The organism is Pseudomonas sp. PvP001 (genome assembly GCF_040546375.1).
In the GTDB taxonomy this organism is placed as follows: Bacteria; Pseudomonadota; Gammaproteobacteria; order Pseudomonadales; family Pseudomonadaceae; genus Aquipseudomonas; species Aquipseudomonas coleopterorum.
Genome location: NZ_JBEPNQ010000001.1, coordinates 381,994 through 396,887, shown reverse-complemented (window position 1 = coordinate 396,887; position 14,894 = coordinate 381,994). Strand labels below are relative to the sequence as shown.

At 63.9% G+C, this 14,894-nt stretch carries 12 protein-coding genes and 1 pseudogene; 3 read left to right on the top strand and 10 right to left on the bottom strand.

The features are described from left to right. Positions 1–119 precede the first annotated feature (119 nt). Both moaA and ABMD26_RS01720 read right to left on the bottom strand, forming a co-directional pair. On the bottom strand, positions 120–1,124 hold the full coding sequence (gene moaA, locus ABMD26_RS01725) for a GTP 3',8-cyclase MoaA (protein WP_134722177.1): 1,005 nt from the start codon (positions 1,122–1,124) through the stop codon (positions 120–122). 164 nt (positions 1,125–1,288) lie between these two features. Then, positions 1,289–2,011 (bottom strand): pirin family protein, encoded by a 723-nt coding sequence (locus tag ABMD26_RS01720; protein WP_354307169.1) that lies wholly within the window; start codon positions 2,009–2,011, stop codon positions 1,289–1,291. A 266-nt stretch (positions 2,012–2,277) separates the two neighbouring features. Here ABMD26_RS01720 and ABMD26_RS01715 point away from each other — a divergent pair, with 266 nt between their 5' ends. Genes ABMD26_RS01715 through ABMD26_RS01705 form a run of 3 tightly spaced genes read left to right on the top strand, consistent with a single transcriptional unit; the run spans position 2,278 to position 4,380 of the window. Next, entirely contained in the window at positions 2,278–3,063 is a 786-nt protein-coding gene (locus tag ABMD26_RS01715) for a sulfite exporter TauE/SafE family protein (RefSeq protein ID WP_354307167.1), read from the top strand. A gap of 25 nt (positions 3,064–3,088) precedes the next feature. Then, positions 3,089–3,622, top strand: coding sequence for a GNAT family N-acetyltransferase (locus ABMD26_RS01710; protein WP_502948291.1), 534 nt, complete (start codon positions 3,089–3,091; stop codon positions 3,620–3,622). A 56-nt stretch (positions 3,623–3,678) separates the two neighbouring features. Then, positions 3,679–4,380 carry a RibD family protein gene (locus ABMD26_RS01705; RefSeq protein WP_354307165.1) on the top strand — a complete coding sequence of 234 codons (702 nt, stop codon included), beginning with the start codon at positions 3,679–3,681 and terminating at the stop codon, positions 4,378–4,380. A gap of 15 nt (positions 4,381–4,395) precedes the next feature. On the opposite strand, the gene prpF is transcribed toward ABMD26_RS01705, so the two are convergent. The 8 genes and pseudogenes from prpF to ggt all read right to left on the bottom strand — a co-directional run bounded on the left by prpF (position 4,396) and on the right by ggt (position 14,841). Next, positions 4,396–5,580 (bottom strand): 2-methylaconitate cis-trans isomerase PrpF, encoded by a 1,185-nt coding sequence (gene prpF / locus ABMD26_RS01700; protein ID WP_354307163.1) that lies wholly within the window; start codon positions 5,578–5,580, stop codon positions 4,396–4,398. Positions 5,581–5,590: 10 nt separating this feature from the next. After that, complete coding sequence (acnD, locus tag ABMD26_RS01695) at positions 5,591–8,206, bottom strand: Fe/S-dependent 2-methylisocitrate dehydratase AcnD (RefSeq protein WP_354307161.1); 2,616 nt, start codon at positions 8,204–8,206, stop codon at positions 5,591–5,593. Positions 8,207–8,347: 141 nt separating this feature from the next. After that, the gene (gene prpC, locus ABMD26_RS01690; protein WP_354307159.1) at positions 8,348–9,475 is read right to left on the bottom strand and encodes a bifunctional 2-methylcitrate synthase/citrate synthase; all 1,128 of its coding nucleotides are present in this window, start codon (positions 9,473–9,475) and stop codon (positions 8,348–8,350) included. Positions 9,476–9,515: 40 nt separating this feature from the next. Then, positions 9,516–10,404 (bottom strand): annotated as a pseudogene (prpB, locus tag ABMD26_RS01685) (methylisocitrate lyase). Continuing rightward, entirely contained in the window at positions 10,401–11,084 is a 684-nt protein-coding gene (locus ABMD26_RS01680) for a GntR family transcriptional regulator (RefSeq protein WP_049860128.1), read from the bottom strand. Before ABMD26_RS01680 ends, prpB begins: the two are co-directional and overlap by 4 nt. Before the next feature lie 202 nt (positions 11,085–11,286). Beyond that, on the bottom strand, positions 11,287–12,369 hold the full coding sequence (locus ABMD26_RS01675; protein WP_049860129.1) for an alkene reductase: 1,083 nt from the start codon (positions 12,367–12,369) through the stop codon (positions 11,287–11,289). 33 nt (positions 12,370–12,402) lie between these two features. Beyond that, on the bottom strand, positions 12,403–12,966 hold the full coding sequence (locus ABMD26_RS01670; protein ID WP_354307157.1) for a type 1 glutamine amidotransferase domain-containing protein: 564 nt from the start codon (positions 12,964–12,966) through the stop codon (positions 12,403–12,405). A gap of 147 nt (positions 12,967–13,113) precedes the next feature. Further along, a complete protein-coding gene (ggt, locus tag ABMD26_RS01665) occupies positions 13,114–14,841 on the bottom strand; it encodes a gamma-glutamyltransferase (RefSeq protein ID WP_354307155.1) in 1,728 nt (575 codons plus the stop codon). Positions 14,842–14,894 lie beyond the last annotated feature (53 nt).

Here is a 14,894-nt window from a genome sequence, read left to right as displayed (position 1 = left end):
GTACCGGAAATACAGCGACGGCACAGGGCGATTGTCGGCCCTGTGCACTGATTTGATAAGTTGCATTTTCAAACGGGTTGATAAGCAAAGCGGAACAATGACGACGACGGCCGCCGCGATCAGCCGCCAGTCATGTTCATGAAACGCACCACCTGCACATCGTCGTCCAGGCGGAAATTGTGGCTCCATGGCTTGAGCTGCATGGCCTTGATGATTGCCTGTTCGAGCACTTCCGGCTGGCCGGGATGCTCGCGCAGCACCTGCTTGAGGTCTGCCGAGTGCTCGTTCCCCAGGCACAGCAGCAGTCGGCCTTCGACGGTCAGGCGCACTCGGTTGCAGGTCGCGCAGAAATTGTGGCTGTGCGGCGAGATAAAGCCGATGCGAGTGCCCGGTGCCTGAGGAATGCGCCAGTAGCGCGACGGGCCTTGGGTGGAATCCGTGGACGGGAGCAATTCGTAGCGTTCGGCGAGCCGTGCGCGGACCTGCTCGCTGGAGTAGAAGGCCTCGGCGCGGCTGTGCTCGCTGATCGCCCCCAGGGGCATTTCCTCGATGAAGGAAATGTCCAGGCCGCGCTCGATGGCGAAGGCCACCAGATCGACGACTTCGTCATCGTTGCGGCCCTGCATGACCACGCAGTTGAGCTTGGTATGGCGGAAACCGGCAGCATTGGCCGCGTCGATGCCGGCGATCACCTTGTTCAGGTCGCCGGTACGGGTGAGTTCGCGGAAACGTGCCGGGTCGAGGCTGTCCAGGCTGATGTTCAGGCGCTTGAGCCCGGCGTCGAACAACGGCTGGGCCAAGGTCGCCAGCTGCGAACCGTTGGTGGTCATGCACAGTTCCTGAAGGCCGGGCAGGGCGGCGATGCGTCGGCACAGATCGACGATGCCCGAACGCACCAGGGGTTCGCCCCCGGTCAGGCGGATCTTGCGCGTGCCCAGGGCGACGAAGCTGGCTGCCACCTGTTCGAGCTCTTCGAGGCTGAGGATCTGTTTGCGCGGCAGAAACGTCATGTCTTCGGCCATGCAGTACACGCAGCGGAAATCACAGCGGTCAGTAACCGACAGTCTCAGGTAATCGACTTTGCGGGCGAAGCCATCGTGCAGGGTGCGCTCAGGGGTGTGCATCAGGGGTACCAATAAAGGGCATGACCATTTCGACTGCCAACGCCGTACAGGCGTTGCAAAAAAATGCAGACCTTGAAGGTACGCGCCACACCGGGGTCAAGCCAATCGCTTTTTTCAATGTGCCCATCGACAAGGTCGATGGGCACCCCCGGTGCGGATACCGATCAGGGCATCTGCGGCAGCTCGCTCGGGCGCAAGTCGAACACCAGCACCTCGGCATTGACCCCATTGGCCAACTGCAGCACGGTTTCCTGCCGCAGGCGCACGCCATCCCCTTCGTTCAGGCGCTGGCCGTTGAGTTCGACACTGCCGGTGGCCACGTGGACATAGGCGTAGCGGTTGGCCGCAAGTGTCAGCGTGGCCTGTTCCTCGCCATCGAACAACCCGGCATACACCCGCGCATCCTGGCGGACATGCAGCGAGCCTTCGGCGCCATCGGGCGAGATGATCAGTTGCAGGCGACCGCGTTTCTGCTCGGCGGAAAAGTGCTCCTGCTGATAGCGCGGCTTGGCGCCTGCCACTTCGGGCACGATCCAGATCTGCAGAAAATGCACGGGATCGACGTCGCTGTGGTTGAACTCGCTGTGGGCGACGCCGTGGCCGGCGCTCATCAGCTGCACATCACCGGGGCGAATCACCGAGCCGGTGCCCAGGGTGTCCTTGTGCGCCAGCGCGCCTTCCAGCACGTAGGAGAAGATCTCCATGTCGCGGTGCGGGTGCTGACCGAAGCCCTTGCCGGCGCTGACGCGGTCGTCGTTGATTACCAGCAGGTCGGAGAAGCCCTGTTCCTGAGGGTTGCGGTAATGCCCGAAGGAAAAGGTATGGAAGGATTGCAGCCAGCCGTGGTTGGCGATACCGCGATCCGAGGCTTTGCGAAGTGCGAGCATGACGTTCTCCCGAGTGAAGGTGCCCAGCGGTGGAAATGCTGTGCGATGGATCAAGAGTATGCGTTCTTCGCAAGAGGATAAATCCGTCGAAGCGGTCAGGACTGTCGCGCTGAAGTTGACAGTGAATCGTTGTGCATTTTCTGACCCTCCCGGAGGGCGGGTTATAAGCTAATGCTGCATAGTTATAAATGGCTATAACAGAAGTTGATATCCTGCCGCCCGGCTACCGCTCCCGCGATGCTGAATCTGATGTGTAGGACGTAAGAATGGAAGTAGGTACTTGGGGTTTCACCATTGCCGGATTGGTCGTGGGCTTCATCGTCGGCATGACGGGCGTAGGCGGCGGCTCACTGATGACGCCGATTCTGCTCTGGTTTGGCATCAATCCAGCCACGGCGGTCGGCACCGATCTGTTGTACGCGGCCATCACCAAGGCCAGCGGCGTCTGGGTTCATGGACGCAACAAGAACATCGACTGGAAGATCACCGGCTGGCTGGCGCTGGGCAGCGTGCCGGCGGCAGCGTTCGTGCTCTGGTACCTGAAAAGCCTGAATGCCGAACCGCAGGCCATGGGCGTGGTGATCAAGCAGGCGCTGGCGGTCGTGCTGTTCCTGACGGCGTTGGCGATCCTGTTCAAGAAGCGCCTGCAAGCCCTGGCCAGCCGCCATGCCGGGGATCGCTACAACCTCAGCTCGAACACCCTCAACGCGCTTACTGTGGTAACTGGTGTCGTGCTCGGAGTGATGGTCTCGCTGACCTCGATCGGCGCCGGTGCCCTAGGGACGGTGGCGTTGTTCATGCTGTATCCGTTCCTGGCGACCCGGCGCCTGGTGGGCACCGAAATCGCCCATGCCGTGCCATTGACTCTGGTCGCGGGCATGGGGCATGCCAGCATGGGTAACATGGACTGGTCATTGCTCGGGCATTTGCTGCTCGGCTCGCTGCCGGGGATCTACCTGGGCAGCCATCTGTCCGGGCGGGTTTCGGACGATATCCTGCGGCCCTGCCTGGCGGTGATGCTGCTGTTGATCGGTTACAAGCTTGCGTTCTGAGCTCACTGACAGGAGGACAGACACAGTGAACGCCATCGACATCCGTCCGGCAGCGCCGGAGCAGGTACCCGCGATCCTCGACTACGTCATGGCCGCGCGGGCCTCGATCTTCCCGCAGCTGGACGCCACCCAGGTGCCGGACGATCTGGCCCGCTTCGACGAGGTGTACCTGGCTTCGAACCAGGGCTGTTTCCTGCTCGCCTGGCAAGAGGGTCGCATCGTCGGCGCCATCGGCTACCTGCCCTATGACCAGCGCTTCAGCCAGTTGCAGTTGCCGGCCACTGGCATCGTCGAGGTGGTCAGGCTGTTCGTCTCGCCGAGCTGCCGGGGTGCCGGGGTTGCCAAGGCGCTGTACGCAACGCTGCTGGCGCAGGCGCACCAGGCTGGTGTGGCCACATTGTATCTGCACACCCATCCGTTCCTGCCAGGAGCGATCGCGTTCTGGCAGAAACAGGGCTTCGAGGTGATCGACGTCGAGTCCGATCCCGTCTGGCAGACGACGCACATGCGCCTCGATCTCGGGGCAGCGTCGAGCAGGTCCACGCGCGCTTCAAGCTGAACCAACGGCCATGGGCGCCGGTCGGTGATAGACACACCGACAGCCAAGGAGCTCCCATGAAGCCCTATGTAATCTGCCACATGATGTCCTCCGTCGACGGTCATGCCCTCACCGACGGCTGGGCCCGGCCGTTCAAGAACGCCGCCGGCGAGCTGTACGAACGCTTGGCCAAACAGTTCGACTTCGACGCCTGGGCCTGCGGGCGCGTGACGATGCAGGAAATCGCTCACGACGAGGGTTACCCGTCCGGCCTGGCCAAGGGGCCGATCGAGCGGACGCATCATTTTGCCGATCGCTCGGCGAGTGCCTACGCCATTTCCATCGACCCCCAGGGCAAGGTCGGCTGGAAGTCCAACACGGCGTTGGATTCGCACATCGTCGAAGTGCTCACCGAAGCGGTCAGCGACGACTATCTGGCCTATCTGCAATCGATCCAGGTGTCCTACATCTTCGCCGGCAAGGACTCCCTCGACCTGCATCAGGTGGTGGACATTCTCGGCCGGGAATTGGGCATCAAGCGCCTGGTCGTCGAAGGCGGCCCCCACGTCAGTGGCTCGTTCGTCAACGCCGGGCTGGTCGACGAGATCAGTGTCCTGCTGTTGCCGTTGGTGGATGGCCGGGGCGAGCATCCGGCGTCGTTCGAGATCGATGCCAAGCAGTGGGAGCAGCCGACCTACCTGACACTCGACAGTGCCGAGGTGCAAGAGGGCGGCGCGGTGTGGCTGCGTTACCGGCAGCAGGAGCAGCCCACCACCTGAGTTCCCGACCCACGCCTAAGCGAGGGTCTGCGCGGGCACCCTGACCCAGCCTTCCATCAGGACCCGCGCGCTGCGGCTCATGATCGCCTTGGTGACTTGCCATTGGCCATCCAGCTGGTTGGCTTCGGCGCCCACGCGCAGGGTGCCGGAGGGATGGCCGAAGCACACCGTACTGCGCACGCCACCGCCGGCCGCGCGGTTGACCACGGTCCCGGGAATCGCGGCGGCCGTGCCGATGGCCACCGCGGCGGTGCCCATCATGGCATGATGCAGCTTGCCCATCGACATGGCCCGAACCGTCAGGTCGATATCGGCCGCTGCCACCGGCTTGCCGCTGGAAGCGACGTAGTCGGCTGGGGGCGCGACGAAGGCGACCTTGGGCGTGTGCTGGCGGGTTTGCGCCTCTTCCAGACGCTGGATCAAGCCCATGCGCAAAGCCCCGTGGGCGCGGATCGTCTCGAAGCGCGCGAGCGCCTGAGGGTCGCCATTGATCGCGTCCTGCAACTCGCAGCCGCTGTACCCCAACGCGGCGGCATCGATGAAGATCGTTGGAATCCCAGCATTGATCATCGTCGCCTCGAACCGACCCACGCCGGGTACGTCCAGCTCGTCGATCAGCTGCCCGGTGGGAAACATGGCCCCGGCCGCGCCGTCGGCCTCGGCGGCCGGATCGAGAAACTCGAGCTGCACTTCGGCGGCCGGGAAGGTCACACCGTCCAGTTCGAAATCACCGGTCTCCTGAACCTCGCCGCCGCTCATGGGCACATGGGCAATGATGGTCTTGCCGATGTTGGCCTGCCATACGCGCACCGTGGCGATGCCGTCGTGGGGCACACGGGTGGGATCGATCAGGCCCTGAGCGATGGCGAACGGGCCGACCGCTGCCGACAGGTTGCCGCAGTTGCCGCTCCAGTCGACGAAGGCGCTGTCGATGGAGACCTGACCGAACAGGTAGTCGATGTCGTGCCCCGGCTGGCTGCTGGGGCTGACGATCACCGTCTTGCTGGTGCTCGATGTGGCGCCGCCCATGCCGTCGATCTGCTTGCCGTAGGGGTCGGGGCTGCCGATCACCCGCAACAGCAGGGCGTCGCGCGCGGGACCGGGCAGACGCGCCGCTTCGGGCAGGTCGGCGAGCTTGAAGAACACGCCTTTGCTGGTGCCACCGCGCAGGTAGGTGGCGGGAATGCGAAGCTGGGTCATAAGGCAATCCTCAGTAGGCGTCGGCCGCGGCGTGAGTGGGTGCAGTCGCCTGCAGGAAGTCCTGTGCGAAGCGTTGCAGCACGCCGCCGGCTTCGTAGATCGATACTTCTTCGGCAGTGTCCAGGCGGCAGGTCACTGGTACTTCCACACGTTCGCCGTCACGCCGTTCGATGATCAGGGTCAGCCGCGCCTGGGGCGTCAAGCGGCCGACCACGTCGAACACCTCGGTGCCATCGATACCCAGGGTCTTGCGGTCCGTGCCCGCGTCGAACTGCAACGGCAGCACGCCCATGCCCACCAGGTTGGTGCGGTGGATACGCTCGAAGCCCTCGGCGGCGATCGCTTCCACCCCGGCCAGACGGACACCCTTGGCCGCCCAGTCCCGTGAGGAACCCTGGCCATAGTCGGCCCCGGCGATGATGATCAGCGGTTGCTTGCGCTGCATGTAGGTCTCGATGGCTTCCCACATGCGCATGACCTGGCCTTCGGGTTCCAGGCGCGCGAGCGAGCCCTGGCGGACCTTGCCGTTCTCCACCACCATTTCGTTGAACAGCTTGGGGTTGGCGAACGTCGCTCGTTGCGCGGTCAGGTGATCGCCGCGGTGGGTGGCGTAGGAGTTGAAGTCTTCTTCGGGCAGGCCCATTTTCGCCAGGTATTCGCCGGCGGCGCTGTCGAGCATGATCGCGTTGGACGGCGACAGGTGATCGGTGGTGATGTTGTCCGGCAGCACCGCCAGCGGACGCATGCCCTTGAGCGTGCGCTCGCCGGCCAGGGCACCTTCCCAGTACGGCGGACGACGGATGTAGGTGCTCGCCGGGCGCCAGTCATACAGCGGCGCGACTTTCGGTCCGTGGTCCTCGTGCACGGCGAACATGGGGATGTACACCTGGCGGAACTGTTCGGGTTTCACCGACGATTTGACCACTGCGTTGACTTCCTCGTCGCTGGGCCAGATGTCTTTGAGGCGGATGGGCTGACCCTGCGGGTCGAGGCCGAGCACGTCTTTTTCGATGTCGAAACGAATGGTGCCGGCAATCGCATACGCCACCACCAGCGGCGGCGAGGCCAGAAAGGCCTGACGGGCATAGGGGTGGATGCGTCCGTCGAAATTGCGATTGCCCGATAGCACCGCAGTGGCGTACAGGTCGCGCTCGATGATCTCTTGCTGGATCACCGGGTCGAGCGCGCCGGACATGCCGTTGCAGGTGGTGCACGCGAAGGCGACGATGCCGAAGCCCAGGGTCTCCAGTTCCTCGGTCAGCCCAGCTTCGTCCAGGTACAGGGCCACGGTTTTCGAGCCCGGTGCCAGGGACGATTTGACCCAGGGCTTGCGGGTCAGGCCCAGGCGGTTGGCATTGCGCGCCAGCAACCCGGCAGCGATGACGTTGCGGGGATTGCTGGTGTTGGTGCAACTGGTGATGGCGGCGATGATCACCGCACCGTCCGGCATCTGCCCGGGCACTTCGCTCCAGGGGCCGGCGATGCCCTGGGCCGTCAAGTCGCTGGTCGCGATGCGCGCGTGCGGGTTGCTCGGCCCGGCCATGTTGCGTACGACGCCGGACAGATCGAAGCTCAGGTCGCGCTCATAGACAGCGTCGTCCAGGCTGTCGGCCCACAGGCCGGTCAGGCGCGCGTAGTCTTCGACCAGTTGCACCTGCTGCTCTTCGCGGCCGGTGAGGCGCAGGTAGTCGATGGTCTGCTGGTCGATCGCGAACATCGCCGCCGTGGCGCCGTATTCCGGGGCCATGTTGGAGAGCGTGGCGCGGTCGCCCAGGGTCAGGGCGCGTGCGCCTTCACCGAAGAACTCCAGGTACGCACCCACCACTTTCTGCTGGCGCAGGTACTGGGTCAGGGACAGCACCATGTCGGTGGCGGTGATACCCGGCTGCAGTTGGCCGGTCAGCTTGACCCCGACAATTTCGGGCAGGCGCATCCACGACGCGCGACCGAGCATGACGCTCTCGGCTTCGAGGCCGCCCACGCCGATGGCCACCACGCCCAGCGCGTCGACATGGGGCGTGTGGCTGTCGGTGCCGACGCAGGTGTCGGGGAAGGCCACGCCCTCGCGGACCTGGATCACCGGCGACATTTTCTCCAGGTTGATCTGGTGCATGATGCCGTTGCCCGGCGGAATGACGTCGACGTTCTTGAACGCCTTGCGCGTCCAGTCGATGAAGTGGAAGCGGTCTTCGTTGCGACGGTCTTCGATGGCGCGGTTTTTCTCGAATGCCTGCGGATCGAAGCCGGCGCTTTCCACGGCCAGGGAGTGGTCGACGATCAGTTGGGTTGGTACCACTGGGTTGACCAGGGCCGGGTCGCCGCCCTGTGAGGCGATGGCGTCACGCAGGCCGGCCAGGTCGACCAGGGCGGTCTGGCCGAGGATGTCGTGGCACACCACTCGCGCCGGGTACCAGGGGAAGTCCAGGTCACGCTTGCGCTCGATCAACTGGCGCAGGGAGGCGTCCAGGGTGGCGGGGTCGCAACGGCGCACCAGGTTTTCCGCCAGTACGCGGGAGGTGTAGGGCAGGGTGGCGTAGGCGCCGGGCTGGAGGGCTTCGACGGCTTCTCGGGCGTCGTAATAGTCCAGCGGCGAGTTGGGTAATGACTTGCGGTGTTGTGTGTTCATCAGGTCGGCTCACGGTGCAAGGCATGGCAGAAGTTCGGCGGGGCGGCCTTCGCGGGCAGAGCCCGCTCCCACATGGACCCGTACGTCTTGAGCACTATGGGAATGTGGGAGCGGGCTCTGCCCGCGAAGAGGCCCGCTAGGTCAGCGGCGATCCAGAGGCACGAATGCGCGTTGCTCTACGCCGACGTATTCGGCGCTGGGGCGAATGATTCGGTTGTTGGCCCGCTGTTCGAACACATGGGCTGCCCAGCCGGTCACCCGAGAGCAGACGAAGATCGGCGTAAACAGCTCGGTCGCGATGCCCATGAAGTGGTACGCCGAGGCGTGGTAGAAGTCGGCGTTGGGAAACAGCTTCTTCTGCTCCCACATGGTCCTGTCGATGGCTTCGGAGACGGGGTAGAGGACTTTGTCACCGGCTTCGTCGGCCAGCTTCTTCGCCCAGCCCTTGATCACTTCGTTGCGTGGGTCGTTGTCTTTGTACACGGCATGGCCGAAGCCCATGATCTTGTCCTTGCGCTCGAGCATGGCCAAGGTGCCGCGCACCGCTTCTTCGGGCGACGCGAACTTCTGGATCATGGCCATGGCCGCTTCGTTGGCACCGCCGTGCAGGGGGCCGCGCAACGAGCCGATGGCTGCGGTCACGCACGAATACATGTCCGACAAGGTCGAGGCGCACACGCGCGCGGTGAAGGTCGATGCGTTGAATTCGTGCTCGGCGTAGAGGATCAGCGAGACGTCCATCACCTTGCTGTGCAGTTCACTCGGTGACTTGCCATGCAGCAGGTACAGGAAATGCCCGGCGAAGGTGTCTTCATCGCTGGTGCAACTGATGCGCACACCGTGGTGGCTGTAGCGATACCAGTAGCACATGATCGCCGGAAAGGCCGCCAGCAGGCGGTCGGTGACGTGTTCCTGCTGACTGAAGTTACGCTCCGGCTCAAGAGTGCCGAGAAACGAACAGCCAGTGCGCATCACGTCCATCGGATGGGTGCTGGACGGAATGCGTTCGAGCACTTCCTTGAGGGGCTGCGGCAAGTCGCGCAGGCTGCGCAGCTTACCCTGGTAGGCAGCCAGCTCGTCGTGGGTGGGCAGCTCGCCGTGCAGCAGCAGGTAGGCGACTTCTTCGAACAGCGCGTGCTCGGCCAGTTCGCGCACGTCGTAGCCGCGATAGGTCAGCCCGGCGCCGGGCATGCCGACGGTCGACAGCGCGGTTTGTCCGGCCACCTGGCCACGCAGTCCAGCGCCACTGAGTACTTTTGCTTCGGCCATGGTTTTCTCCGATCTTGGATTTGTTATTGGAATGCAGCGATCATTTTTTCTGCGCGAACAGCGCATCGAGTTTGCGCTCGAAGTCGTGGTAGTCGATGGCGTCGTACAGTTCCATGCGCGTCTGCATGGTGTCGACCACGTTCTGCTGGGTGCCATCGCGGCGAATCGCGGTGTAGACGTTCTCGGCAGCCTTGTTCATGGCGCGGAACGCTGACAGCGGGTAGAGCACCAGGCCCACGCCGACGCCACCGAGCTGCTCGGTGGTGAACAGCGGCGTGGCGCCGAACTCGGTGATGTTGGCCAGAATCGGCGCTTTCACCCGGCTGGCGAACAGCTGATACATCTGCAGTTCGGTGATGGCTTCGGGGAAGATCATGTCCGCACCGGCCTCGATGCAGGCTGCCGCGCCGGTCCAGGGCTGACTCCAGACCTTCCACTGCCAGCGCATCGGTGCGCGCCATGATCACGAAGCTGTCGTCGGTGCGCGCATCCACCGCCGCCTTGATGCGGTCGACCATTTCCTGCTGGGAAACGATTTCCTTGTTCGGCCGGTGGCCACAGCGCTTGGCGCCCACCTGGTCTTCGATGTGCATGGCCGCGGCGCCGAACTTGATCATCGACTTGACGGTGCGGGCGACATTAAAGGCCGACGAGCCGAAACCGGTGTCGACGTCGACCAGCAGCGGCAGATCGCACACATCGGTGATGCGGCGCACGTCGGTCAGCACATCGTCCAGACCGGTAATGCCCAGATCGGGAAGGCCCAGGGAGCCGGCCGCAACGCCGCCACCGGACAGGTAGATAGCCTTGAAACCGGCGCGCTGGGCGAGCAGGGCGTGGTTGGCGTTGATGGCGCCGACCACCTGCAAGGGCGACTCTTCGGCGAGGGCCTGACGGAAGCGTTGGCCGGGGCGGGAGGGCTGACTCATGATGGGGCTCCTGGGGTGTTGTTCTGGTTGGGTTCCAGGTAATGGCGTTCGACATTGCGCTTGGACGCGGCGATGTGCCGACGCATGAGCAACTCGGCCAGTTCGCCGTCGCGCTCGGCGATGGCGTCGAGGATACGGTGATGCTCGGCGAAAGCCTGGTGCGGACGGTTGGGCGTGGCGGAGAACTGGATGCGGTACATGCGCACCAGTTGGTACAGGTCATCGCAGAGCATCTGCACCAGCGTGCTGTTGCCGCTGCCCTGAATGATGCGGTAGTGGAAGTCGAAATCGCCTTCCTGCTGGTAGTAGCCGACGCCGGCCTGGAACGCGGCATCGCGTTCATGGGTGGCGAGCACCTCACGCAACTCGTCGATCTGCGCCTGGCTCATGCGCTCGGCAGCCAGTCGACAGGCCATGCCTTCGAGGGATTCGCGGATTTCGTAGAGTTCGATGAGTTCGGCGTGGTTGAGCGACACCACCCGGGCACCGACGTGGGGAATGCGCACCAGCAGGCGCTGGCCTTCCAGACGGTGGATGGCTTCACGCAGCGGTCCGCGGCTGATGCCGTAGGTGCGTGCCAGTTCGGGTTCGGAGATCTTGCTGCCTGGGGCTATTTCGCCGTTGATGATCGCCGCCTGGATGCGGCGGAACACGTTCTCCGACAGCGTCTCGGTTTCCATTGGAACGGCACTGGGCGGGGTCGTGAATTCCGGATCGGGAACGGGCAAGGGCAAGGACGAAACAGAGGTAGCGGACATATTGTCGACACCTGGGCAGGTAGTGACCAAAAAATAGTCCTGTTACAGCTTGCAGTCAAGGTACTCGAAGGTAAGTGTCGACAATGTCCAAAAAAGATCGGGGGCCGAAGCCCCCGTTTCCGTTTTACTGCTCGTCGGCCGTGGGGTAATCCACATAGCCTTCCGGACCCTGGCTGTACCAGGTCTCCATGACGTCCTTGTTCAGCGGCAGCCCCTTGGCGAACCGATGGGGCAGGTCCGGGTTGGCCAGGAACGGCCGACCGAAGGCGATCGCATCGGCCTCACCGGCGTCCAGCGCAGCCTGCGCTTTTTCGTGGGTGTAGTCGGAATTGAGCACCAGGGTACGGCTGAAGGCCTTGCGGATCACCGGGTGCACCGGCGGGCGATCGGCTTTGCCAAAGGTGCCGTCGAACGGCGGTTCGCGCAATTCCAGATAGGCGATGCCGATCTTGTCCAGCGCAGCGGCAGCGGCGGAGAACAGGGTTTCCGGATCGCTGTCGTTGACGCCCTGCGAATCGCCGTTGGGCGACAGGCGCACGCCGGTACGTTCGGCACCGATGGTGTCGACAACCCGCTGGGTGACTTCGGTCAACAGGCGAATCCGGTTTTCTACCGAACCACCATAGGCGTCGTCGCGGAAGTTGCTGTTGTCGCGGAGGAACTGGTCGATCAGGTAGCCGTTGGCGGCATGGATCTGCACGCCATCGAAGCCTGCACGCATGGCGTTCTTCGCGGCGTGCTCGTAGTCGTCCAGCAACCGCGGGATCTCATGGATGCCCAACGGCCGGGCTTCCACGTAGGGTTGCTTGCCGTCATAGGTATGGGTGTGGCCTGGCGCAGTCGTCGCCGAAGACGAAACCGGCTGTGCACCGCCGAGGAAGCTGGGGTGGACGATGCGGCCCATGTGCCACAGCTGCAAGTCGATGCGCCCGCCGGCTTCGTGCACGGCGGCGGTGATCTTCTTCCAGCCTTCGACCTGCTCGTCGCTCCAGATGCCTGGTGCGTAGGGCCAGCCCAGGCCTTCCTGGGTGATCCCGGTCGCTTCGGTGATGATCAACCCGGCGCTGGCGCGCTGGGTGTAGTACTCGATCATCAGGTCGGTGGGTACGTGGTTGCGGGTGGCGCGGCCGCGTGTCAGCGGGGCCATGAGGATCCGGTTGGGCAACTGCTGCTCGCCAACCTGGATCGAATCGAATAGAGAAGGCATCTAGGCTCCCTGATCTGTGAGTGGAAGGGCGGCTCAGGCTGCGCCGAGGGCCTTGATGATGGCGTCGTTGAACGCAGGGATATCGTCAGGAGTGCGCGAGGTGATCAGGGTCCAGCCGTTGGCACCACACTGCATGACTTCCTGGTCGACCCAGCCCGCTGCCTTTGCGTTGGTCAGGTCGAGGCTGACGCTGGGGTAGGAGGTCAGGGTCTTGCCGGGAATCACGCCGGCGTTGATCAGCAGCCATGGGCCGTGGCAGATGGCAGCGACCACTTTGCCTGCATCGGCGAAAGCCTTGACCAGGTGCTGGGCATCGGTGTCCTGACGCAGGGTGTCGGCGTTGACGGTGCCGCCTGGAATGACCAGGGCGTCGAAGTCGCTGACGCTCAGGCCCTGGATCTTGCTGTCGGACTCGACGGTGCGATCTTTCTCGGTGTCCTGCTGGAAGGTCTGCACGGTGCCGCCTTCGCTGGAGGCGTGGGTCACGGTGGCGCCGGCTGCACGCAGCGCTTCGACGGGCTTGAGCAGTTCGTCACGCTCGATGCCGGTGTTGGCGGTGATGAACAGGACTTTCTTGCCTTGCAGTTGGGTAGCCATGTGGATCTTCCTCGGGTCAGTTAAGGCCTGGCGTACCAGGCGATCAAAAAATCTGAGCGCGGAGGAAAATGGAAAGTTCAGGTGGATCGTTCACCGGGGGTGCACGCGGTCAGGCCATCTCACTGGCCTGGCCGCGTGTTCATTGGCTCAATAGCCTTCGGCAAGGCCAGTATTGCGGCGCGGGTCGTTGGCACCGTAGAAGCGGTTGCTGGCGACGGGCTTGCCACCCAGTGAAGGCGCGCCGACCAGGATCGCTGCCAGGTGGTTGGCGTCCTGTGGCTCGCCGAACTTGTGCCCCCAGCTCTCGAGGATCTTGCGCGTGTCCGGGCTGATGGCGAAGTGTTCCAGGTTGGTCACGTCGGGCATCCACTGTTGGTGGAAGCGGGGCGCATTGACCGCCTGCTGGATGGCCATGCCGTAGTCGATGACGTTGAGCATGGTCAGCAAGGTCGCGGTGATGATTCGACTGCCGCCGGGCGTGCCGACCACCATCACCGGCTTGCCGTCCTTGGTGACGATGGTCGGGCTCATGGACGACAGCGGCGTCTTGTAGGGGGCGATGGCGTTGGCTTCGCCCTGCACCAGGCCGTACATGTTCGCGACGCCGACCTTGGAGGTGAAGTCGTCCATCTCGTCGTTGAGCAGGATGCCGGTGCCGCTGGCCATGACCCGTGCGCCGAACCAGCCGTTGAGGGTGTAGGTGACCGAAACCGCATTGCCCCACTGATCGACGATGGAGTAGTGGGTGGTATTGCTCCCTTCATGGGGCGCCACGCCCGGTTTGATCTCGGCTGAGACACCCGCCTTGTTCGGCAAGATGCTGTCGCGGATCTTCGTCGCGTAGTTGGCATCGAGCAGGTGGGCAATGGGGTTCTTGACGAAGTCCGGGTCGCCCAGGTAGCTGTTGCGGTCCACATAGGCGTGGCGCATGGCCTCGATCTGGTAGTGCATGCCCTGCGCCGAGCCATAGCCCAGTTCGGCCATGGGGTAGCCCTGAAGAATGTTCATGATCTGGCAGATGACCACGCCGCCGGAGCTGGGCGGTGGCGCGGAGATCACGTGGTAGCCGCGGTAGTCGCACTCGATGGGGTCCAGCTCGCGGGTCTTGTACTTGTCGAGGTCGGCCTGGGTGATGATGCCCTTGCCGGCCTGGCTCGAATCCACGATGGCCTTGGCGACCCAGCCCTGATAGAAGCCAGCGTTGCCCTTGTCGGCAATCTCCCGCAGGGTGCGTGCCAGGTCCTTCTGTACCAGCTTGTCACCGGCCTTGAACGGCTGACCCTGGTTGAGGAAGATCTTCGCCGAATCCTGGCTGTCCTTGCGGAAATCCTCGGTGGCGGTTTCCAGCAGGTCGACGTCGCCCTGACCGAGGGTGAAGCCCTCGTCGGCCAGCTTGATGGCTGGCGCGAGCAGGTCGGCGCGCTTGAAGGTGCCGTATTTCTGCAGGGCCAGTTCCATCCCCGAAACGGTGCCTGGAATGCCCACCGACAGGTGGCCGTCGGTGCTCAGGCCTTCGATGACGTTGCCGGCCTTGTCCAGGTACATGTCCGGGGTGGCGGCCAGTGGGGCCTTCTCGCGAAAGTCCAGAAAGGTCTTGCGGCCATCGGCCATCTGCAGGGTCATGAAGCCACCGCCGCCGATGTTGCCGGCGGCCGGGTAGACCACAGCCAGGGCGTAGGCCACGGCGACGGCAGCGTCGACGGCATTGCCGCCGTCCTTGAGCACGTCCACGCCAACGTGGGTGGCCAGCTGCTGGGCGGTGACGACCATGCCGTTCTGCGCGGCGACGGGGGCGGGGGAGGCGGCGAACAAACAGGTGGGGGCCAGCGCGAACGCAACGGCGATCAGCGACTTTGGCAAGGGTTCGAGTTTCAAGCGTCGGCTCTCTTTTTTGTGAATGAGGAGCTGCAGGTGGTGAGCAACGAGGC